The organism is Pseudomonas leptonychotis (assembly GCF_004920405.1).
Taxonomy (GTDB): domain Bacteria; phylum Pseudomonadota; class Gammaproteobacteria; order Pseudomonadales; family Pseudomonadaceae; genus Aquipseudomonas; species Aquipseudomonas leptonychotis.
In genome coordinates this window covers 350,809-373,069 of the sequence record NZ_RFLV01000002.1, presented here as the reverse complement: position 1 = coordinate 373,069, position 22,261 = coordinate 350,809, and the positions used below count along the sequence as shown (strand labels likewise).

The 22,261-nt window shown below is 58.6% G+C and carries 21 protein-coding genes; 14 read left to right on the top strand and 7 right to left on the bottom strand.

Annotated features, from left to right (window positions below):
- Nucleotides 1–522: 522 nt before the first annotated feature.
- Nucleotides 523–1,341, bottom strand: coding sequence for a TatD family hydrolase (locus tag D8779_RS12330; RefSeq protein ID WP_136664776.1), 819 nt, complete (start codon nt 1,339–1,341; stop codon nt 523–525).
- A 235-nt stretch (nt 1,342–1,576) separates the two neighbouring features.
- Between D8779_RS12330 and D8779_RS12325 the strand changes: the two genes are divergently transcribed.
- Nucleotides 1,577–2,962: an MltF family protein gene (locus D8779_RS12325; RefSeq protein ID WP_136664775.1), complete on the top strand. Its 1,386-nt coding sequence runs from the start codon at nt 1,577–1,579 to the stop codon at nt 2,960–2,962.
- A gap of 148 nt (nt 2,963–3,110) precedes the next feature.
- A complete protein-coding gene (locus tag D8779_RS12320) occupies nt 3,111–3,545 on the top strand; it encodes a DoxX family protein (RefSeq protein WP_136664774.1) in 435 nt (144 codons plus the stop codon).
- A gap of 59 nt (nt 3,546–3,604) precedes the next feature.
- Here D8779_RS12320 and D8779_RS12315 read toward each other — a convergent pair whose 3' ends face one another.
- A complete protein-coding gene (locus D8779_RS12315; protein WP_136664773.1) occupies nt 3,605–4,630 on the bottom strand; it encodes a lipase secretion chaperone in 1,026 nt (341 codons plus the stop codon).
- Nucleotides 4,631–4,737: 107 nt separating this feature from the next.
- On the bottom strand, nt 4,738–5,682 hold the full coding sequence (locus tag D8779_RS12310) for a triacylglycerol lipase (RefSeq protein WP_136664772.1): 945 nt from the start codon (nt 5,680–5,682) through the stop codon (nt 4,738–4,740).
- A gap of 545 nt (nt 5,683–6,227) precedes the next feature.
- On the opposite strand from D8779_RS12310, the gene D8779_RS12305 reads away from it, so the two are divergent.
- From D8779_RS12305 to D8779_RS12295, 3 genes are all read left to right on the top strand, one after another.
- Nucleotides 6,228–6,536 carry a class I SAM-dependent methyltransferase gene (locus D8779_RS12305; protein ID WP_136664771.1) on the top strand — a complete coding sequence of 103 codons (309 nt, stop codon included), beginning with the start codon at nt 6,228–6,230 and terminating at the stop codon, nt 6,534–6,536.
- 74 nt (nt 6,537–6,610) lie between these two features.
- The gene (pap, locus tag D8779_RS12300) at nt 6,611–8,098 is read left to right on the top strand and encodes a polyphosphate:AMP phosphotransferase (protein WP_136664770.1); all 1,488 of its coding nucleotides are present in this window, start codon (nt 6,611–6,613) and stop codon (nt 8,096–8,098) included.
- 120 nt (nt 8,099–8,218) lie between these two features.
- Nucleotides 8,219–9,403, top strand: a complete 1,185-nt coding sequence (locus tag D8779_RS12295) for a thiolase family protein (RefSeq protein WP_136664769.1) — start codon at nt 8,219–8,221, stop codon at nt 9,401–9,403.
- Between the two features lie 70 nt (nt 9,404–9,473).
- Here the strand turns inward: D8779_RS12295 and D8779_RS12290 are convergent, their stop codons facing one another.
- From D8779_RS12290 to D8779_RS12275, 4 genes are all read right to left on the bottom strand, one after another.
- On the bottom strand, nt 9,474–9,683 hold the full coding sequence (locus tag D8779_RS12290; RefSeq protein WP_136664768.1) for a DUF6316 family protein: 210 nt from the start codon (nt 9,681–9,683) through the stop codon (nt 9,474–9,476).
- Between the two features lie 239 nt (nt 9,684–9,922).
- Nucleotides 9,923–10,543, bottom strand: coding sequence for an NAD(P)H-dependent oxidoreductase (locus D8779_RS12285; RefSeq protein ID WP_136664767.1), 621 nt, complete (start codon nt 10,541–10,543; stop codon nt 9,923–9,925).
- Nucleotides 10,536–11,930, bottom strand: a complete 1,395-nt coding sequence (locus tag D8779_RS12280) for a class II fumarate hydratase (protein WP_136664766.1) — start codon at nt 11,928–11,930, stop codon at nt 10,536–10,538. Before D8779_RS12280 ends, D8779_RS12285 begins: the two co-directional genes overlap by 8 nt.
- A 120-nt stretch (nt 11,931–12,050) precedes the next feature.
- Complete coding sequence (locus D8779_RS12275; protein ID WP_136664765.1) at nt 12,051–13,061, bottom strand: DUF2804 domain-containing protein; 1,011 nt, start codon at nt 13,059–13,061, stop codon at nt 12,051–12,053.
- A gap of 263 nt (nt 13,062–13,324) precedes the next feature.
- Here D8779_RS12275 and D8779_RS12270 point away from each other — a divergent pair, with 263 nt between their 5' ends.
- The 9 genes from D8779_RS12270 to maiA all read left to right on the top strand — a co-directional run bounded on the left by D8779_RS12270 (nt 13,325) and on the right by maiA (nt 22,256).
- Nucleotides 13,325–13,825, top strand: coding sequence for a DUF2059 domain-containing protein (locus D8779_RS12270; RefSeq protein WP_136664764.1), 501 nt, complete (start codon nt 13,325–13,327; stop codon nt 13,823–13,825).
- A 13-nt stretch (nt 13,826–13,838) separates the two neighbouring features.
- The gene (locus D8779_RS12265) at nt 13,839–14,135 is read left to right on the top strand and encodes a BolA family protein (RefSeq protein WP_136664763.1); all 297 of its coding nucleotides are present in this window, start codon (nt 13,839–13,841) and stop codon (nt 14,133–14,135) included.
- Between the two features lie 138 nt (nt 14,136–14,273).
- Nucleotides 14,274–15,212, top strand: coding sequence for an oxygen-dependent tRNA uridine(34) hydroxylase TrhO (gene trhO, locus D8779_RS12260; protein WP_136664762.1), 939 nt, complete (start codon nt 14,274–14,276; stop codon nt 15,210–15,212).
- A gap of 2 nt (nt 15,213–15,214) precedes the next feature.
- Nucleotides 15,215–15,847 carry a DsbA family protein gene (locus D8779_RS12255; protein ID WP_136664761.1) on the top strand — a complete coding sequence of 211 codons (633 nt, stop codon included), beginning with the start codon at nt 15,215–15,217 and terminating at the stop codon, nt 15,845–15,847.
- Entirely contained in the window at nt 15,840–17,618 is a 1,779-nt protein-coding gene (locus D8779_RS12250; RefSeq protein WP_136664760.1) for an ABC transporter ATP-binding protein, read from the top strand. Before D8779_RS12255 ends, D8779_RS12250 begins: the two co-directional genes overlap by 8 nt.
- Nucleotides 17,619–18,075: 457 nt before the next feature.
- Nucleotides 18,076–19,158, top strand: a complete 1,083-nt coding sequence (gene hppD / locus D8779_RS12245) for a 4-hydroxyphenylpyruvate dioxygenase (protein ID WP_136664759.1) — start codon at nt 18,076–18,078, stop codon at nt 19,156–19,158.
- Nucleotides 19,159–19,378: 220 nt separating this feature from the next.
- On the top strand, nt 19,379–20,518 hold the full coding sequence (locus D8779_RS12240) for a homogentisate 1,2-dioxygenase (protein WP_136664758.1): 1,140 nt from the start codon (nt 19,379–19,381) through the stop codon (nt 20,516–20,518).
- On the top strand, nt 20,518–21,504 hold the full coding sequence (locus D8779_RS12235) for a fumarylacetoacetate hydrolase family protein (protein ID WP_136664757.1): 987 nt from the start codon (nt 20,518–20,520) through the stop codon (nt 21,502–21,504). Before D8779_RS12240 ends, D8779_RS12235 begins: the two co-directional genes overlap by 1 nt.
- A 101-nt stretch (nt 21,505–21,605) precedes the next feature.
- The gene (maiA, locus tag D8779_RS12230) at nt 21,606–22,256 is read left to right on the top strand and encodes a maleylacetoacetate isomerase (protein ID WP_136664756.1); all 651 of its coding nucleotides are present in this window, start codon (nt 21,606–21,608) and stop codon (nt 22,254–22,256) included.
- Nucleotides 22,257–22,261: the final 5 nt, after the last annotated feature.

Sequence of the window (22,261 nt, the reverse complement as noted above, 5' to 3'; positions counted from 1 at the left end):
CGGTGCATGGTCGAAAAACACCTCGAGCAGACTCGGCGCCGAAGCGGTGATGGCCAGGCGTTGGCCGTCTTTGCGGACGATGACTTCGGCACCGATCAGCCCCGCGCTGCCATTAAAATCGACCCAGCCGCGTGCGTTGGCCAGGGCACTGCCCTGATTATCCGACAAGCGTGGCGTCTGCCCGCTGGCAAAGCTCAGCAGATTGTTGGCTTTCGGCAAGGCCTGCTCCGGCGACCATTGGCTTAATAACCGTGCCTGCTGCTGCGCGGCTTGCTTGGCGGCGGCGTGATGCACCTGCTGCTCCAGATGCAGCGCATAGAGCACCAGTAGCAGCGTGGTAAAGAAGGCTACGGCATTTACGGCCCAGAATTTGTACTTCAGGGAAAGGTCGCTGATCCAATGGCCCATGCTGGTGTCTCTGTGTGAGGTGAAGGCTTGGCAAAGTGCCAGTAGTATCGCCCGGCCTCACAGTGGATCTATTGATCCTTATCAACAAGCCTGCCGGCTCCGTGCTTTTGGACGCTAGCTGGCAGCGCCCTTGAATGCAGGCAGGTTGAAGAAGGCCTGAGCCGCAGCGCTGGTATGGGCTGCCAGTACCTGCTCGGTTTCACCTCGGTGCAGCGCCACTTCACGCAATACCTCGAAGAGAAAGGCCGGCTCATTTCGACCATTCTTAGGCTTCGGCCGCAGGCTGCGGGGTAGCAGGAACGGCGCATCACTTTCTAGCATCAACCGGCCTCTGGGGATTTCCTTGACCAGTGGGTGCAAGTGGCTGCCGCGGCGTTCGTCGCAGATCCAACCGGTGATGCCGATGTGCAGGTCCATGTCCAGGTAGTTGAACAGCGCGCGCTTTTCCCCCGTGAAGCAATGCACCACGGCTGCCGGTAGTTGGTCACGGTAATGGCGCAGGATGGCCAGTAGGCGCTCATCAGCATCGCGCTCATGCAGGAATACTGGCAGCTGTAGCTCAACCGCCAGGGCCAGCTGTTGCTCTAGCACGAGCTCCTGTTGCGGCCTAGGTGAAAAGTCGCGGTTGAAATCCAGCCCACATTCGCCCACTGCACGCACCCTGGGGGCGGCCAGCAGGGCCTTGAGTTCTGCGTAGCTGTCACTGTTCCAGCTGCTGGCATCGTGGGGATGAATGCCGGCGGTGCTGAACAAGCGCTCAGCGCTGTCATCCAGCTGCTGACAGAGCTGCAGGGCATGCTGGCTTTCATTGAGGCTGGTGCCGGTCAGCAGCATTTGTTGGATGCCTGCCGCGTAGGCGCGGTCGAGGAGTGCTTCGCGTTGTTCGGCAAAGCTTGGGTGGGTCAGATTGACGCCGATGTCGATGAGCTGCATGGTGCTACCTGCTGAATTGATTGGGCAGCATAGCAGAGCTTTTTGAATAGATTAAAAGTCAACAAATACAGCTACTTAAAGCCTGTACGTGATGTTGCGTATGATTGTTGGCTGGTATCCGCGGTCGGGCTGTGCGAACCTCCGCGCCCCGCGCGAGGGGTCAGTTGCCTTGCACGTAGCCTGTTCAGACGAGCAGCTGCATTGATCTGGCCGTCAATTTTGCACTGGAGCCTTGATGTTGCGAGTGCTGTTCACCTGCTGCCTATTGCTGCTGTCCTGCACAGCGGTGGCGCGCGTGGCTGGCCCGCTGGAAGTAGAGCAGCCCAAGGCCGCCCGTGACCTGGCAAGTATTCGCAGCAGTGGTGAGTTGCGCGTGCTGGTTAACCAGAGCCGTAACAGCTCTGGCGAGGTCAAAGGTCAGAGCATTGGCATCGAGTACCAGCGCATGCGCGCCTTCGAGCAATACCTCAACCGCAACTCACGTGATGGCCGCACGCTTAAGCTGAAAGTCATTCCCCGTGCCAAAGACCAGCTGCTGGCCGCCCTGCAACGGGGTGAAGGCGATTTGGTTGCCCCCGGAGAGCTTCTCAATATTCCGCCTGGCAGCAAACTCAGTGCCAGTGCGGCCATTCGCAGCAATGTGCCGCTGATTATCGTCGCCAAACAGGGTAACCGCCGTTACCAGAACCTCGAGCAACTCTCCGGGCGCAGCCTGGCCTTGCCTGCAGGCAGTGTGGCGGGGGACGCAATACGCGCCGTTAACCAGCGGCTGATCGCGAGCAAACGTTCACCCATTATCATCGAATGGGTTGACCCGACTCTGGCGGTCGAGGATGTGCTGGAAATGGTCCAGGCCGGTATCTTCAGCGTAACGGCGGTTGAGCAACCGATTGCCGAGCGTTGGGCCAAGGTGATGCCCAAGCTGCGGCTGGACCGCCACCTGCAATTGGCGAACGACGGTGACATGCGTTGGTATGTGCGTCGCGACACGCCAATGCTGGGCGCCAGCATTGATCGATTCCTCAAAGGTTACCGTGACCCGGCGGATCAAGATGCGGCGTTCCAGCGTGTTTACCGGCGCTTGTACAAAGTGCATTACCCGCTGGGCCGCACCGAGCGTCAGCGCTTGGAAAAAGTGCGCCCGGTACTGCAACGTTACGCCACTCAGCATGATTTCGACTGGCTGGCCCTGGCTGCATTGGCTTTCAAGGAATCGACCCTCAATCCAGCTGCGCGAGGCGCTGGTGGCGCCACCGGGCTGATGCAGATCACGCCGGCGGCTGCGCGTAGCGTCGGTGTTAGTAACGTCAACGTACTGGACAACAATGTGCAGGCCAGCGCCAAGTACCTGGCAATGATTCGCCGCAACTACTTCAATAGCCCGCAGCTCAACGAACGCGAGCGCATGGCCTTTATCCTGGCCGGCTACAACATGGGGCCGCAACGGGTGCAAAGCCTGCGTGCGGAGGCGCGTAGACGCGGCCTAAACCCCAATCAATGGTTCTTTCAGGTCGAACGGGTGGCGATGGAGCAGATGGGCATGGGCGTGGTGAGCTATGTCAATAGCGTGAATAAGTACTACCTTGCCTATGATCGCGAGCGCTATCTGCTGGAGCCTTAACAGTCCGTTGAAGTTACCTGTTAGCGCGGAGCGGGGCTGTAAATTAATTAGTATTTTCGATACTTAAAAGCGATTTTATCGGCTTTAAATATTGGTTAATTGGTTTAATCTTCACGCCATCACCTCCCAACTACAAGGACTGCTGCACATGAACGCTCTGATCAAATCTGTTGTTGCGACTCAAGCAGGCTATGGCCTGACCGTATTGCGCATCATCGCCGGTATCACCTTCGCCGCCCACGGCGCGCAGAAGTTGTTTGGCTGGTTTGGCGGTTACGGTTTGGAGGGGGTTGGCCAGTGGATGGAAAGCATTGGCTTGGCGCCAGGCTACCTGTTGGCTCTGATGGCGGGCAGCGCCGAGTTCTTCGGTGGGTTGGCCCTGATTATCGGTCTACTGGCGCGTCCAGCTGCTGCGGTCTTGGCGCTGACCATGGTGGTAGCGATTGCCACTGTGCACCTGGCCAATGGCTTCTTTATGAGCAACAACGGTTATGAGTTCGCCCTGGCGCTCTTGGCGATCAGTGTTGCGATCATGATTGAAGGTGCTGGTAAGTTGTCGCTGGATAAGCGCATCGCCGGTTAAGCGTTAAACGATTCGGCAGCAGCCTGCAAAAAGCCCACCTCGAGTGGGCTTTTTGCATTTCAGGGTTGTGGTTTGTTTTGCGCTGCCAACTGTTCGGCGGCCTCTAAACGCAGTTGTTCGCGCTCATCGAAGTTTTCCGCCGCCAGCTGAGCAATGGCTGCGCGCTTGTCGCCGGCACTCATGCCGGGGTTGTTCTCGATGGCGGCTTTATCACTGCTGTAGCGCGCGATACGTTTCTTCCAGGTCAAGCGCTGCTGGTCGAGTACTTCGAGCCGCTGAGTGGCTTGGGCGCCGACCAGTTGCTGGCGCAGCTGGCGAATCTGCTCGGGCTTGGCGCCGGCGGCCTGTAACTGCGCGGTCTGCTGGCGTAGTTCATTCTGCAGTTGCGGTAATACCGTGTCTTGCATCTCGGCGGGCAGGCTGTTGCGCAGTTGGTCGACGGCAGAGGCTTTGCCCGCGTCGTCCAGCTGGTTGTCATGCAGTATTGCCAGGCGCTGTAGGGTGAACTGGTTGTAGGCTTCTTCGCGGGCGAAGAACGCTTGCTGGGTCTGCGTATCAAACAGGCGCGCGCGCAGCGCCCGTACGGCAGCTTCACGTTGGCGCAAGGCATCCAGGTTGGCCATTTGCGGCAGGTCGCGTTCAAGCAGCACCAGTTCGCGCTTGTAGTCGAGGTATTGGTTGAGCAGGGCCAGGGCCTGTTCCCGTGCAGTGGCCGGCAATTGCGCCGTGATATAGGCGCGTAGCCGCTCAACACTGGTCCGCAGTGGCTCTTCACCCACTGCGGCAAGGAAATAATCGAAGATGCGTCGGATGTCTTCGCTGATCAGCAGGTTGCCATCGGCATCCAGGCGAAAGACGCCGTCCACCGAGGTTCCGGCGAATGAGGCGGGTAGGGTTTTAAGTGGCTCAGCCGCACTGTGCGGGCTGTTTGGGTTGGCTGGGGTTCGTTGGGTATCGGTATTTACCCGCGCAGGTTGAGGCGTATGTAGGCCGAGTTGTGCGGGGATATCCATGGGTTGCAGGTAAAGCGCCAGAGCCAGGCATACGGCGAACAGCAGCGGGGACAGCAACAGAAGTTTTTTCACGGGCACTCTTTAGGCTGCTTCGGGTTAGGCAGCTTCGGGTGAACAGTTGCGGCGTGATGGACCACATGAAAGCGCCAAGGGCTGTATGAAAGCCCTTGGCGAATCCGTTACAGGCCGTCGTTTTTCAGGCGGTTAGCATGTTGGCGGTAAACCGTGACCGGGTCGGTTTCGAACAGACTGGTCAACCCCAGTGTTTGGTTGACCTCGTCGAGGTGGTTCATCCGATAGTTGTCACGTATCACTTTGCCCATGCGCGAGCTGCAGCGACCAACCAGGCCGTCGTTGGCTTCACCTTTAAAGGTCAACGCCGTGGCGCCCAGGAGCAGGTCACTCGGGTCGATGATGTTAGTCACCGGGCTGGTGCCGCTCCAGGAGTAGTAACGCACGCCACCTACGCTGTAGGCCCCTTCACCACAGGCGGTGGTGGGGATACCTTGCGGGAACTTGGCATTGAAGCGCGCCGCGCCTTGGCTGTTGAGTGATTCGAGGGAGCCCAGGGCGTTTTGTGGGCTGGTGCTGGAGCTGCCGGACAGGAAGTTGATAAGCGTGCCGAGGCCGTTAACGATACCGGCTAACAAGATCTCACCTGCCGAACCTGGTGGCACCTGACGGATAAAGTCGGCGGCAGCGGAGCCTTTGTGCGGCGCGCCAACACTGGTTGCTGAGGCAATCAGGTTGGGGCTGACAGCGGCAACATAACGAATGGTTGGGCCGCCATGACTATGGCCGATCAGATTGACCTTGGGCTTACCGCTAATGGCAACAATGTCTTCCACCTGGGCCAGCAATTCTTCGCCGCGGGCTTCCGAGGTGTTCAGTTGGCTGACTTCGGTGATGTACACGCTGGCCCCGTCGCGACGCAGTGCTGCGGGGATGCCGTACCAGTAGTCCACCCCAAGGATGCTGTCGAAGCCGAGCATGCCGTGAGCCAGAACCACAGGGTATTTGGTTTGGGTATAACCGGAGGAGCCGAACCAGAAGGCATGAGTGTTGCTGGAGGCCAGTAAACCGGCCCCCATGCAGAGGGCGAGCAGAGTTTTATTGTTGTTCATTGATGCTCTCGCTAGGGTTGATCGGGCAGTTAAAGGCATTCCATGCAGCCAAAACGCCCATCCCGTGGCGCATATATCAGCCCCAAGGTAGGGGCAGAAAGCATGCCAGTACCTTGAAAAACAGCCTGTAGCGCTCTGCCACGGGCCTTGCGCCCGAACGACGCTTGTTCTTGGTTAGGCGCATTAACCAATGATTGTTACGGGGTGAAACGTTGCGGGCCTTGCGGTAGACCCCACATGCTCACCCCGCCGCGCGTATGCAAGCCTTAAAACACCAGGCGAACGAGCCGTGTCGTGGGGCCACCAATCAAAGGTTTGGGTAGTGAGTTAAGCCTGCAGTGGCGCGCCTTGACAGCGCTGTACGGGCTTCTCTAGGATGCTGACCCATGCGCCGATTTAAACAGCTACTTGCGGGGCGCCGGGTTACCTGCTGATTGCAGCGCCCTAAGAAGCACTCTTCGGAGGCTTTGAAATTCCGCTAAAGCGCTGGTTCGGTGTCGCCTCTCACCGCTGCCCAGCGGACTCAATGAGGCGGAGACATATCGATGCACTGTCCCCAACCGCTTATTCGTCTGGCCCCGATTACTTCCGGGCTGATCCTGCGCAATCCGAGAATCCTCCTGGGCGGCAGCCATCAGCCGACGCTGCTGCGTTATCTCGACGGCTGGCCAAAGCGCTGGCCGGGCCCGCGGACCTTTCTGATCAATTTTGTCCACGATGGTGAATCTCTGGCGCGATTTGCCAGTAATCACTTCGATATGGCGGTGATCCAGGCGCCAACCACCGAGCAGCTGGATGAAACCGTGCGCCAGCTGACGCGCGTAGCCAAACAAGGGCTGATCACCCGGCGTTAAGCGAATAGCGCAATAGCTTGGCCAATGCCACGGCCTATCCGCTAGGCTCACACGATATTGTCAGGGAGTTGGCCATGTTTGAATCCGCCGAGATCGGCCGCAATATCGATAAAGAAACCTTCGAAGCCGAAGCTCCCGCGCTGCGTGAAGCGCTTCTGGAAGCGCAGTATGAGTTGCAGCAGCAAGGGCGTTTTGCCGTGCTTATCCTGATCAATGGCATCGAGGGGGCGGGTAAAGGCGAGACGGTCAAACTGCTTAACGAGTGGATGGATGCGCGCCTGATTCAGGTCGATACCTTTGAACAGCAGACGGATGAAGAGCTGGCGCGACCACCGGCCTGGCGTTACTGGCGTCAATTGCCGCCCAAGGGACGCATTGGCATCTTCTTCGGTAACTGGTACAGCCAGATGCTTCAGGCACGGGTGCACAAACGGATCAAGAATGCCGTGCTCGACCAGGCCATCGACTCCACCTTGGGGCTGGAACGCATGCTCTGCGATGAGGGCACGCTGATCTTTAAATTCTGGTTCCACCTCTCCAAGCCGCAGATGGAGGGGCGTCTTAAGTCGTTGCAGGATGATCCGCTGCACAGTTGGCGGATCAGCCCGTTGGACTGGCAACAGTCAAAGACCTACGACAAGTTCGTTCGATTCGGTGAGCGCGTACTGCGTCGCACCAGTCGTGATTACGCGCCCTGGTATGTGGTGGAAGGCGTGGATGAGTATTACCGCAGCCTGACCGTCGGGCGCATTCTTCTCGATGGTTTGCAAGCGGCTCTGAAGGCGAAAAGTCGAACGCTGCCACACCCCCATGCGGCACCGCTGACATCCAGTCTGGATGAGCGTGGCCTGCTCGACAGCCTTGATATGGCCCAGGCCTTGGAAAAAGACCTCTACGCCGAACAGCTGATGTTTGAACAGGCGCGGCTCTCCAGCCTGATGCGCGACAAACGTATGCGACGCCATTCTCTTGTGGCTGTGTTTGAAGGGAATGATGCAGCGGGCAAGGGCGGGGCGATTCGCCGAGTAATTGGTGCGCTCGACCCGCGTCAGTACCGCATCGTACCTGTCGCCGCGCCGACCGAAGAGGAGCGCGCACAGCCCTATTTATGGCGCTTTTGGCGGCATGTTCCAGCCCGAGGTAAGTTCACCGTATTTGACCGTTCCTGGTATGGCCGGGTGCTGGTGGAGCGGGTAGAAGGTTTTTGCGCACCAGGCGACTGGTTGCGTGCCTATGGCGAAATCAATGACTTCGAAGAACAGCTCAGTGAAGCCGGCGTGGTGCTGGTGAAGTTTTGGCTGTCGATTGATCAGCAAACCCAGCTGGAACGCTTCAAGGCCCGCGAACAGATCCCCTTTAAACGTTTCAAGATCACCGAAGAAGACTGGCGCAACCGCGACAAGTGGCCGCTCTACCGCGATGCGGTGGGCGATATGGTCGACCGTACCAGCACGCAAATAGCACCCTGGACGCTGGTTGAGGCCAATGACAAGCGTTTTGCTCGGATCAAGGTGTTGCGCACTATCAATGAGGCGCTTGAGGCGGCATTCGACAAGCACTGAGTGGCCAACTACATGAGCTACAGGATGGTCGCGCATACGGCTGATGAATGATCATCGCCGCGTGAGATTGTCCGGTTTTATTCTCATTGCCAATTCAACCCAAGAACAATGAGGTGCAGCATGCGTGAAGTGGTGATCGTTGACAGCGTACGGACAGGTTTGGCCAAGTCTTTTCGCGGCAAGTTCAATCTGACTCGTCCAGACGACATGGCGGCTCATTGCGTTAATGCATTGTTGGCGCGCACCGGCATTGATCCTGCGCTGGTGGATGACTGCATCGTCGGCGCTGGCTCCAATGAAGGCGCTCAAGGCATGAACATCGGCCGTAACGTTGCGGTGTTGTCCGGCCTGGGTACCAACGTGGCGGGCATGACCCTTAATCGCTTCTGCTCTTCGGGCCTACAGGCCATCGCCATTGCTGCCAATCAGGTGGCATCGGGCTGCAGTGATGTGATTGTGGCCGGTGGTGTCGAGTCGATCACCATGACCATGAAGAGCATGAACACGCAAAACCTGTTCAATCCACTTCTGCAGAAAGAAGTACCGGGTATCTATTACCCGATGGGCCAAACCGCCGAGATCGTCGCGCGGCGCTATAACGTCAGCCGTGAAGCTCAGGATGCTTACGCTTTGCAAAGCCAGCAACGCACCGCGCAGGCGCAGGCTGACGGCTTGTTTGACGATGAAATCGTGCCGATGAACGTCAAGTATCAGGTTGAGGATAAGGCCACTGGCGAGAAAACCATCGTTGATGGCATCGTCGGCCACGACGACTGCAACCGTGCCGACACTACATTGGAAAGCCTGGCCGCGCTCAAGCCGGTGTTTACCGACGATGGTTCGGTCACCGCCGGCAATGCTTCGCAGCTGTCCGACGGTGCGTCCATGACTCTGGTGATGAGTTTGGAAAAAGCCATTGAGCTGGGCCTCAAGCCGCTGGCGTTCTTCCGTGGGTTCGTTGCCGCCGGTTGCGAGCCGGATGAAATGGGCATTGGTCCGGTGTTCTCTGTGCCCAAGCTGCTCAAGGCAAAGGGGCTGAGCATTACCGACATTGACCTGTGGGAACTCAATGAGGCGTTCGCCTCGCAATGCCTCTACGCTCGCGATCGTTTGGAAATCGACAACGCCAAGTACAACGTCAATGGCGGTTCGATCTCCATCGGCCATCCGTTTGGCATGACCGGTTCGCGTCAGGTGGGCCATTTGGTGCGTGAACTGCAGCGGCGCAAGTTGCGTTACGGCATCGTCACCATGTGTGTGGGTGGCGGTATGGGCGCAACCGGGTTGTTCGAGGCGGTGCGCTGATTCAGCGCTGGCAGTAAGCTCATAAAAAACCGCGCCGATGCGCGGTTTTTTAATGGGTTGGGTTGGGCGCTTAGAACGCGCGACTTTCGATGATCTCGTTGGCTTGAATCATCCGGCGGATATAGAACGCAATCTCTCGCTCGGCATCCGGCCGATTGAAGTAAGGGCCTTCCAATGTGCCCTCACGAGTGGAGAAGAAGTATTGACCGTTTACCGCGCTGACGCGTTCGCTGCGGTAATGAGTGCCGGGGTTATGGTCGATATGACGTTGGCCGAACATAAATGAGTCTCCCGCAAAATGAGCTGCTGAGGTCAGTCTAAGCCGGGTTTGCCCCTCTGTTGCAGTTAACGACAAGTGGTCGTTTTGGCCGGGTATTCGTGATGTTTTATCGGGATTTATTAACTTTTGGCGTCAATTCGATGGCTTGATGTTGTGGGGCCATCAGCACAGTTCTCAGTATGACCGTGCTCTGCTATGGGTGTGCCCGTTGCCGGTAATGCAAGGGTTCTGCCTTGTGCTTAGGCACGCACGCCCAATGCTTCAGCCCGGCGCAACCAGCTTTGGCGTTGTTCTTCGGAGGAGGGGCGTACGGGGGCAAACTCGGCCAGGCGACGGGTTTTGATCCCGCTGAAACCGAGGATGGTGCGGGTCATCTGTCGATGCCCTGGCGCGCCGTAGATCCAGCGGAAGTACCAAGGCGGTGTGTCCATGGTTACCAACAGGTCCGCAGTGCGGCCGCTGAGCAGTTTGTCCCAGAGCTGCGAGCGATTGCGGTATTTGAAGGCGAAACCGGGTAGAAAGGTGCGGTCAAAGAAGCCCTTGAGTAACGCGGGAATACCGCCCCACCAGACCGGGTAGACGAATACCAGGTGTTCAGCCCAGTGGATCTGACGCTGCGCCTCGAGCAGGTCGGGCTCGAGCTGCTGACTTTGTTCATAGCCCTCCCGCAGCACGGGGTCGTAGGTCATTTCGCCCAGCTTCAGCTGCCGCACCACATGGCCTTTGCTGCGTGCGCCCTGGGCATAGGCCTCGCCCAAGGCATGGCAGAAACTGTTGTTTTTTGGTGTGCCGAGAATCATCAGGATGCGTTTACCATCGCCTTCCAGTGGCGTTGCGCCGCTTTTTGTTTCTTCACTCATGGTTACCTGTCCCCAGCATGTTTTCAGGACGCACCCAGGCGTCGAATTGTTCATTGTTCAGGTAGCCAAGTTGCAGTGCGGCTTCGCGCAGTGTGCTGCCATCCTGGTAAGCCTGCTTGGCAATTGTGGCCGCCTTGTCATAACCAATATGCGGGTTCAGCGCCGTAACCAGCATTAGGCCGCGCTCCAGATGTTCGGCCATGCGCGCTGCGTCGGGCTGCAGGCCTGCGATGCAATGCTGCTGAAAGTTGTGGCAGCCGTCCGCGAGGAGTCGTACCGACTGCAGCAGGTTGTGAATGATCACTGGCTTGAAAACGTTGAGTTGCAGATGACCTTGGCTCGCGGCAAAGGTAATCGTGGTGTCATTGCCCAATACCTGACACGCCAGCATCGACAATGCCTCGCATTGAGTGGGGTTGATTTTGCCCGGCATGATCGAGCTGCCTGGCTCATTGGCCGGCAGACGCACTTCGGCAAAGCCGGCACGTGGCCCTGAACCTAATAAGCGCAGGTCATTGGCAAGCTTCATAAGGGCTACTGCGAGGGTTTTCAAAGCGCCCGATAGCGCCACCAACGGTTCGTGGCCGGACAGGGCGGCAAATTTGTTTGGGGCGCTAACCAACGGCAGGCCGCTCAGTGCGGCCAATTCCGCGGCCATGGCTTCAGCAAAACCATGGGGTGAATTCAACCCCGTACCAACGGCGGTTCCGCCTTGAGCAAGCTCATAAACAGCGGGTAGGGCGGCGATAATTGCCCGCTCGGCATAACCCAGTTGCGCCACAAATGCCGACAGCTCTTGGCCAAAGGTTATCGGCGTAGCGTCCATCATGTGGGTGCGCCCAGTCTTGACCAAATGGGCATGACGTTCGGCCTGTTCCTGCAGCCCCTCGCGCAGCTCACGAATAGCGGGCAGCAATTGTTGCTGAACGGCCTGGGCCGCGGCGATATGCATGGCCGTAGGAAAACTGTCGTTGGAGCTTTGCGCGCAATTGACATGGTCATTGGGGTGCACTGGGCTTTTGCCGCCACGGCCGCTGCTCGCCAGTTCATTGGCGCGTCCGGCAATCACTTCGTTGACGTTCATATTGCTTTGGGTGCCGCTGCCGGTCTGCCAGACCACCAGGGGGAATTGTTCATCATGCTGGCCGGCGAGCACCTCATTGGCGGCTTGCTCAATCAACCGTGCCAGGTCGGCTGGCAAATCACCGATGCGCTGGTTGACTCGCGCTGCGGCTTTTTTGATCAGCACCAGGGCATGCACCACCGGCAAGGGCATGCGTTCCTGGCCAATCGCGAAGTTGAGCAGCGAACGCTGAGTTTGAGCCCCCCAGTAAGCGTCATCAGGTACTTCGATTGGGCCCAGGCTGTCAGTTTCAGTGCGGCTCATGGCGGCTCTCCTGATGGTGGCGCATGCAGCAAATGGAATGCCAGGCGAGCAATTATCAGCCTGGGCGTATCTCAGCTTAGGTCGCTCTGTATCAGTAGAGGTTCAACTTTAAAGGCTTTACTACCAGCGGGCGTGGGTTTCACCGAGCCAGCCGAGGGCATTGCTGACGGGTACTCGCTCGCCTTCGGGGCCGCGTAAAACCCCCTCGAAATGCCCGAACCATTGCTGCGTATCTGCATAGAACGGCCCGAGTCGGCGATAGGCTCGGTGGCGCTGACGTGGGGTAAAGGTCAGGTTGACTGTGTCATCCGGGCTGCGCAGTTGCCAGGGGGCCAGCGGGTTATGCGGTGCTTGAGTGATGGCAATGGGGTTATCCAAGTGCTGCAATTCACCGCCAAACCATAGGGTGTTTTCTGACAGGTTACTGTGATCCGTCCAACCTGCACCGAAATTGCCGGCGATACCACCGGGTGCAGCGAAGGCAGCACGGGTCCAGTGGCTGTTGAGCGGCCAGACGCCGCGGCCGAAATCCAGTGATGCAAAGCTTTGTCCCGCGATGCAGCTGTATTGCTGCTTGCCCAGTTGCACGCTGCCGCTACAGGGCAGGCCCAGCTGGCGGCTGGTGGCATGAAAGCTTTTTGCCCCGAGTGGGGCGACCAGATTGACCGAATCCAAATGGGCGGGACGCTGGATATCCAGGGCAACTTGTAGAGGTTGGCCGCCAATATCCGGCGCATTGATGGTGATACGGGTACGCCCGGTGTGTTCAGCTACGCGTAATTGCAGGCGAGGGTGATTGAACTCATGGCTCTCCTGCGGCTGGTCCGGCAGATCGCAGCCGCGACCGAACAGGCGATACTGACTGTAAGCGAAGGCCTGACCGCTTTGCAGGTCGAGAAAGTAGGCCGCGGCATACCCCAGGTAATCGAGGTCGGCTTGGGTAAATGAGAGCATCCACTGCGGCGTGGTGATGCACCAGTGATTCCAGCGTTTGCGCCGGCCCAAATGCCCCGGTATTGCACAGTCGACCATGGGTCTGGGCGACCAGCCGACGGCCTGCGGATTAAGTTGGCCGCGACTGTCGCATAGCGCGATGGCGGCGAAGGGCTCTGGGTAAGTGAAGCTGTTCATCGACACGTCCATGTGTGTGCAGGCGCCTGCCTTGTGGGCATCGGTACGCTGAAGCAGAAGATGGCTTATCTTGACGAGCATGCACAGGCATTGGTCTGCTCGGCAAGTGCTGGCATTTTGGACTTTTAGCAGATGTTGCGCCAGTGCACAGTTGTAGTGTGAGTTGATCGGCCCATTCATCTAGCTTGAGGTGGCAAGCGCTTGGGCACAAAATGCCGGTCATTGAGTCAGATAGAGCTCATTCCCTTCCTCAGGAGTAGTACATGCCACGTTTACCCGCCCTTTGCGCTGCCCTAATACTGACGTGCGGTAGTGCCCAGGTGCTAGCTGATGCCAAAAGCCACGCCGCTGACGCCGAGCGGTTCCTGCTGCTGGCTCATGCTGACAAGCTGGCTGTGCCGGTGTACGCCCAAGTGCAGCATATGTTTGCCCAACGCTTTACCGAGAGTAATGCGTCGCAGAGCGAGAAGGCTGTACTGGAAACCTATCAGGCCCAGGCCAATGCCGCGCTTGAACAGGCTGTGGGCTGGGACAAGCTCAAACCGGATATGGTTAAGCTTTACACCAGTAACTTCAGCGAGCAGGAAATGAAGGACCTGATCCGCTTCTACGAGTCGCCGCTGGGCAAGAAAGTCCTGGAAAAAATGCCAACCCTGACTGCGCAATCGGCGCAACTGACCCAGAGCAAGCTGGAAACAGCAGTGCCCAAGGTCAATCAGTTACTGGCGGAAATGACCACCAAGCTGACGCCGAAAACCCCTTGATTGGAACTCCGTGATGCCAAAAATCGACCTGTTGCAGGAAATCCTCAGCGGCGGCCTGCAACCGCAGCACCTTGAAGTGCTGGATGAAAGCCACATGCACAGCCGTGGCTTGGAAACCCATTACAAAGCGGTGATCGTCAGCGAGCAGTTTGCCGGTTTGAATTCGGTCAAACGCCACCAGAAGGTGTATGCCTGCCTGAGCGATTTTATGAGCCAGGTGCATGCCCTGGCGCTGCACACCTACACCCCGGACGAGTGGGCGCAGCAGGGCGTTGCACCGGCATCGCCGACCTGCAAAGGCGGCCACTGAGGCAATTCGCCTCTACACGGGCCACCTGAACAAACGTAAACTGCAACGCCGCCGAGTCAGGGTGTCATAAACCTGAACTCGGCGTTTTTTTGTATCCCAGTCCGCCCTTTACGTGGGCGACTACTGAAGGACCTGCACATGACTGACAAAATTGTTGTCGCCGCGCTGTATAAATTCGTCTCCCTGCCAGACTTTCATGAGCTGCGCGAGCCGCTGCTGCAAGCCATGCTCGATAACGGCATCAAAGGCACGCTGCTGATTGCCGAAGAGGGCATAAACGGCACTGTGTCTGGCAGCCGTGCCGGGGTCGATGGCTTGCTCGCCTGGTTTGGTCTGGACTCGCGCCTGGCCGATATCGATCATAAAGAGTCGTATTGTGATGAGCAGCCGTTCTACCGCACCAAGGTCAAACTGAAGAAAGAGATCGTCACCCTCGGCGTTCCGGGCGTTGACCCCAATAGGCAGGTCGGCACCTACGTCGCACCCAAGGATTGGAATGCGCTGATCAGCGACCCCGAGGTGCTGCTGATCGACACCCGCAACGATTACGAAGTCTCCATCGGCACCTTCGAAGGCGCGGTTGACCCCAAGACCAAATCCTTCCGTGAGTTCCCCGAGTACATCAAGGCGCACTTTGACCCGGCCAAGCACAAGAAAGTCGCGATGTTCTGCACCGGCGGCATTCGCTGCGAGAAGGCCTCAAGCTACATGCTCGGCGAAGGCTTCGAAGAGGTTTATCACCTCAAGGGCGGCATCCTCAAATACTTGGAAGAAGTGCCGCAGGAGCAAACCAAGTGGCAGGGCGACTGCTTCGTTTTCGATAACCGAGTCACCGTGCGTCACGACCTGACGGAAGGTGATTACGACCAATGCCACGCCTGCCGTACACCGGTGTCGGTGGCTGATCGTCAGTCCGAGCTGTACACCCCAGGCGTTAGCTGCCCGCATTGCTGGGACTCGCTGCCGGAGAAAACCCGCACCGGCGCCCGCGAGCGCCAGCGTCAGATCGAACTGGCCAAGGCGCGCAACCAGCCACACCCATTGGGTTACAACCCCAGACAGTCCCGCGAGGTTTAAGCATGCACGCACGTCTGCTCTACGTAATGGACCCCATGTGCTCCTGGTGTTGGGGCTTCGCCCCGGTGCTGGAGTCCTTGGCTGAGCAGGCGGCTGACGCCGGTGTCGGTTTGCAATTGGTGCTAGGCGGTTTACGCCGCGACAGCATCGCCATTGATGCCGCCGCGCGAGTGCGTTATCTGGGCTACTGGCAGGCGGTTAATGCCAGTACCGGCCAACTGTTCAACTTCAAGGACGGTCTGCCTGAAGGCCTGGTTTATGACACTGAGCCAGCATGCCGGGCGTTGGTCACTGCGCGCTCTCTGGCTCCTGAGTTGGTATGGCCACTGGCGCAGCTGATTCAGCGTGCTTTTTATACCGAAGGTGTGGATGTGACCCGCGCCAGTGTTCTGGTGGAACTGGCCGAACGCGCCGGTATTCCTCGCATCGTTTTTGCCGAAGCGTTTGACAGTGTCGCGCAGCGCGAGGCCACTGCGGCGGATGTCAGCTGGACGCAGGATCTGGGCATTGCCGGCTTCCCGACCTTGCTCGCCGAAAACAAGGGGCAGCTGGCATTGCTGACCAATGGCTATCAACCCTTAGACGTACTCGAGCCGCTGCTAGCGCGGTGGCTGGAGCGACTTGAGCATGCTTGATCGTTTGAGCTGGGCAGAAATCCGCCGGCTGGCGCTGCACCACAAAAAAGCCCTGATCTGGGCCAATTGTGTAGCGGTACTGGCCACGCTTTGCAGCGTGCCGATCCCCTTGCTGCTGCCGTTACTGGTCGATGAGGTGTTGCTCAACGACGGTGATGCCGCACTCAAGGTGATGAATAACTTCCTACCAACTGAGTGGGAAACGGCCGCAGGCTATATCGGCCTGATGTTGGTGCTGACCTTGTGCTTGCGTGCGGGCGCATTGATCTTCAACGTCGTGCAGGCGCGGCTGTTTGCACGGCTGTCCAAGGACATTGTTTACCGCATCCGCATCCGTCTGATCGAGCGGCTCAAACGCATCTCCTTGAGTGAATATGAAAGCCTCGGCGGCGGCACGGTGACCACCCACCTGGTCACCGACCTGGACACCCTGGACAAGTTTGTCGGCGAGACCCTAAGCCGCTTTCTGGTGGCCATGCTCACCCTTGCCGGTACTTCGGCGATTCTGCTGTGGATGCACTGGCAGTTGGCGCTGCTGATTTTGCTGTTCAACCCGCTGGTGATCTATGCCACGGTGCAGCTGGGCAAGCGGGTCAAACACCTTAAAAAGCTGGAAAACGACAGCACCTCACGCTTTACCCAGGCGCTGACAGAAACCCTCGAAGCCATTCAGGAAATCCGCGCCGGCAATCGCCAGGGCTTCTTCCTCGGTCGCCTCGGTGGTCGCGCCAAGGAAGTGCGCGACTTTGCGGTGAACTCGCAATGGAAAACGGATGCGTCGAATCGTGCCAGTGGCTTGCTGTTTCAGTTCGGCATTGATGTGTTTCGCGCCGCCGCCATGCTCACCGTGCTGTTCTCTGACCTGTCGATCGGGCAGATGCTCGCGGTGTTCAGCTACCTGTGGTTTATGATTGGCCCGGTCGAACAATTGCTCAGTCTGCAATACGCCTTCTATGCGGCTGGCGGCGCGCTGACGCGGATCAACGAGCTGCTGGCACGCAAAGATGAGCCGCAATACCCAGGTCGTGTCGACCCGTTCAAAGGTCATGACACCGTCGGCATTCAAGTCAGCGGGCTGACCTTTGCCTACAACGACGAACCGGTGCTCAACCAACTCAACCTGAGCATCGCGCCAGGGGAGAAGGTCGCCATAGTCGGCGCCAGCGGCGGTGGTAAAAGCACTCTGGTGCAACTGCTGCTCGGGCTGTATACGCCGCAGGCCGGCATCATCCGCTTTGGTGGCAGCAGCCAGGAAGAGATTGGTCTGGACGCAGTACGCGAGAATGTCGCCGTGGTGCTGCAACATCCCGCCCTGTTCAACGATACGGTACGTGCCAACCTGTGCATGGGCCGTGAACGTACGGATGAGTTCTGCTGGCGCGCCCTGGAAATTGCCCAACTGGCCGGTACCATCCGCAGCTTACCGTTGGGGCTGGACAGTATTGTTGGCCGCTCCGGCGTGCGTTTATCCGGTGGTCAACGTCAGCGTCTGGCCATTGCCCGCATGGTGCTGGCTGAACCAAAAGTGGTGATTCTTGATGAAGCCACCTCGGCGCTGGATGCGGCCACCGAATATGCCCTGCATCAGGCACTCAACCAGTTCTTGCGTGGCCGCACGACGCTGATCATCGCCCACCGCCTGAGCGCGGTGAAGCAGGCGGATCGGGTGCTGGTATTCGATGGCGGCAGCATCGCCGAAGACGGAGGTCATCAACAGCTGATTGCCGATGGCGGGTTGTACGCCAAGCTGTATGGGCATTTGCAGCACTGAGATCTTCTGTGGCAAAAGTAGGGTGGATGACGCTTCACCCATCCACCAGCGTGATCTAGCGGTGGATGAAAAAAGCGTCATCCACCCTATGGCTCCTGGCGAAAACAACACTTTCTCGCGGGCATGGCCCGCTCCTACGGACAAACCCTGATCGTAGGAGCGGGCCATGCCCGCGATTTGTTGTGGGTTTCAACTAGGTTAGAAGCGCTGCTGCCCTGCACCTGGCAGTTAAATCGACCGCTTTGTAAATCTTTCGTTACGCGATACAGGCGTTTGTAATCAGCAAACACGCTGTTTTTCTGCCTGTATTAAAAACTTGCCGAACACCGTGGTTTGAGCAGCGGCATGGAGCCCTGAGCCTGCTTGTTAGTGGGGCTGCGCTCGGTTGTTATGAGGTCAATTCGCACCGTGCGACGGGCTGTCGCAGGGTTGATCAAAACAACAACGAGGAGGCGCAATGAACGCCGTGAACAAGATCGAACAGCACAATCCTATTGGCACCGACGGCTTCGAATTTGTCGAATACACCGCGCCGACCCCGGAAGGCATTCAGCAGCTGCGCGAGCTGTTCACTGCCATGGGTTTTACCGAAACCGCCAAGCACCGCTCCAAAGAGGTTTGGTTGTTCCAGCAGCACGACATCAATTTCGTGCTCAATGGCAGCCCGACTGGGCATGTGCGTGAATTCGGTTTAAAGCACGGTCCAAGCGCCTGCGCCATGGCCTTCCGCGTACAGAACGCTGCTCAAGCCGCCGCTTATGTGGAGTCTCAGGGCGCCAAACTGGTGGGCAGCCACGCCAACTTCGGTGAGCTGAACATTCCCTGCGTTGAAGGCATCGGCGGTTCGCTGTTGTACTTGGTGGATCGTTACGGCGACAAGAGCATCTATGACGTCGACTTTGAATACATCGAAGGCCGTACGCCTAACGACAACTCGGTCGGCCTGAAAGAGCTCGATCACCTGACCCATAACGTTAAGCGCGGGCAGATGGACGTGTGGTCCGGCTTCTATGAGCGCATCGCTAATCTGCGCGAGGTGCGCTACTTCGATATCGAGGGCAAGCTCACCGGGCTGCTGTCGCGCGCCATGACTGCGCCGTGCGGCAAAATTCGCATCCCGATCAACGAATCGTCTGATGATAAGTCGCAGATCGAGGAGTTTATTCGCGAATACCAAGGCGAAGGCATCCAGCACATCGCCCTGAGCAGCGAAGATATCTATGCCACCGTGCGCCAACTGCGCGCCAATGGTGTGGATTTCATGGTCACCCCCGGCACCTATTACGACAAGGTCGACACCCGTGTAGCTGGCCATGACGAACCCACCGATGTGCTGCGCGACCTGAATATTCTGATCGACGGCGCGCCGGGTGATGACGGCATCCTGCTGCAGATTTTTACCAACACGGTAATCGGGCCGATCTTCTTCGAGATCATTCAGCGCAAGGGCAACCAAGGCTTTGGTGAGGGCAACTTCAAGGCGCTGTTTGAGTCCATCGAGGAAGACCAGATCAAGCGCGGTGTGATCAAAGCGGATTGATCTGCAAACCGTAGGATGGGGTAGGCGCGTCTATTGTTACGGCAGGCATAGCGTGATGGCGCCGCGCCGTAATCCACCGTTGCGCGCCAATGAGGTGAGTAGTGGGTTACGCGGCGCCGATGCATCGCAGTATCCGCACCTTCGCGTTTAGCGCCGCTAACCCACCCTACGGTTTTGCTTTATTCGCCCACAGCGGCGTTGTATCGAGGAGACACCGGCCATGAGCCGTAACTGGATCAGTTTTCCCCTGCGTGAAGGCGAGTGCTCCCGGCAGGCGCACTGCGACTTTCCCGAAGGCACCTACGAACGCGAGATGGGCCGCGAAGGCTTCTTCGGCCCTACGGCGCACCTGCACCACAAGCATCCGCCCACCGGTTGGATTGACTGGGAAGGGCCGCTGCGTCCGCATGCATTCAACTTCAATGACATTGCCAGCGAGCGTGATTGCCCGCTGGCCGCGCCGCTGACGCTGCATAACAGCGACGTGAAGCTGCGCGTGTGGAAAACCCACGGCGCCATGCGTCATTTGGTGCGTAACGCCGATGGCGATGATCTGTTGTTTATCCATGAAGGGGCAGGGCATTTCTACTGCGATTTCGGCCATTTGACCTACCGCGATGGCGATTACCTGTTGATTCCGCGCGGCACGGCCTGGCGCATCGAGTCCGATGAGCCGACCTTTATGCTGTTGATCGAAAGCACCGATGGCGCCTATCAACTGCCGGACAAAGGGCTGGTCGGCCCTCAGGCGATCTTCGATCCGGCGGTGCTCGATCATCCGCGTATCGATGAGGCCTTCAAGGCCCAGCAGGACGAGAAAACCTGGCAAATTCGCATCAAACGGCGCGGCCAGATCAGTACTGTGACCTATCCGTACAACCCGCTGGATGTGGTCGGCTGGCACGGTGACAACACCGTGGTGCGGCTCAATTGGCGCGATATCCGTCCGTTGATGAGCCACCGTTACCACTTGCCGCCATCGGCGCACACCACCTTCGTGGCTAACGGTTTTGTGATCTGCACCTTCACACCGCGCCCAGTGGAAAGCGACCCCGGCGCGCTGAAGGTACCGTTCTATCACAACAACGACGACTACGACGAAGTGCTGTTCTACCACCGTGGCAACTTCTTCAGCCGCGACAATATCGAGCAGGGCATGGTCACTCTGCACCCGTGCGGCTTCCCCCATGGTCCGCACCCCAAGGCACTGAAAAAGAGCCAGGAAGCACCCGCCACCTTTATTGATGAAGTGGCGGTGATGATTGATACGCGCCGCGCCCTGGAAGTCGGCGATGCCGCTGCCAGCGTCGATGTCCCCGAATACGTGAACTCCTGGCGTGCGCCGGGCAAGGAATCCTGATGAAACTCGCATCCCTCAAACACGGCCGTGATGGTGCGCTGGTCGTGGTCTCCCGCGACCTTAGTCGGGCGGTCAAAGTGCCAGGTGTCGCCGCTACCTTGCAGGCAGCGCTGGATAACTGGGCGCAGGCCAAACCCAAGTTGGAGGCGGTGTATCAGCGTCTGAACGATGGCCTGGAGGAGGGCGCATTTGCCTTCGATCAGACCGCTTGCCACAGCCCATTGCCGCGCGCCTATCACTGGGCCGATGGCAGCGCCTATGTGAATCACGTGGAGTTGGTGCGCAAAGCACGCGGCGCCGAGATTCCCGAAAGCTTCTGGCATGACCCGCTGATGTACCAGGGTGGCTCTGAAAGCTTTATCCCGCCGCACAGCCCAATCCAAATGGCCGATGAAGCCTGGGGTATCGACCTGGAAGCGGAGATCGCGGTGATTACCGACGATGTGCCGATGGGCGCCACCGCAAGCGAGGCGGCCGGGCATATCCAGCTGCTGATGTTGGTCAACGACGTGTCGCTGCGCAACCTGATCCCTGGCGAGCTGGCCAAGGGTTTTGGCTTTTATCAGAGCAAGCCGTCGTCGAGCTTCTCGCCGGTGGCGATTACCCCGGATGAGCTGGGTGATACCTGGCGCGACGGCAAGGTGCATCGGCCACTGGTCTCGCATATCAACGACGCGCTGTTCGGCCAGCCGGATGCCGGCGTGGATATGACCTTCAATTTCCCGACTCTGGTGGCTCATGCGGCCAAGACCCGCCCGCTGGGCAGCGGCACCATCATCGGTTCCGGCACCGTGTCCAATTACGACCGCAGCGCCGGCTCCAGTTGCCTGGCCGAGAAGCGCATGTTGGAAATCATCGAGAGCGGCGAGGCGAAAACCCCGTTCCTTAAGTTCGGTGATCGTGTGCGCATCGAGATGTTCGACGCCGCCGGCCACAGCCTGTTCGGCAAGATCGATCAGCTTGTAGAGCCATACAACACCCACTGACATGAGCCGGTGCCGTGGGAGGGGCTTCAGCCGCGACGCTCGCAACGTCTCCAAGGTTAATCGTGGCTAAAGCCACTCCCACGCGCCGTAAGGAATCCGACATGTTGACGCTCTACGGCTATTGGCGCTCCAGCGCCGCCTACCGCGTGCGCATTGCGCTGAACCTCAAAGGCCTCGCCTATGAGCAGGTGCCGGTGCATCTGGTCAAAGATGGCGGCCAGCAGCACAGCGCGGCTTACAAGGCACTGAATCCGCAAGAGTTGCTGCCGCTGCTGGTGGATGAAGGCCATGGCGGGGTGAAAATTGCCCAATCGCTGGCGATTCTCGAATACCTGGACGAGGTGTTTCCCGAAACGCCGCTGCTGCCGCGCGATCCTTTGCGGCGCGCGCAGGTGCGGGCATTGGCGTTGCACATCGCCTGTGACCTGCACCCACTGAATAACCTGCGGGTGCTGCAGTACCTCACCGGCGAACTGGGCGTGAGTGAAGCTGCGAAAGACGCCTGGTACCAGCACTGGTTGCACAGCGGCCTGGCGGCGGTCGAAGCCGGTTTGGCGCCGTTCGAAGGTGGTTTGTCGCTCGGTGAGCAACCGGGATATTTGGAAGCCTGCCTGGTTCCGCAGCTGTATAATGCGCGCCGTTTTAACTGTGACCTTGATGCGTACCCTCGCATCCTCGCCATGACGGCGCGCTGTGAAACCCTCCAAGCGTTTGCGCAAGCCGCTCCGGAGGTGCAACCCGACGCTGTTTAAGGTGG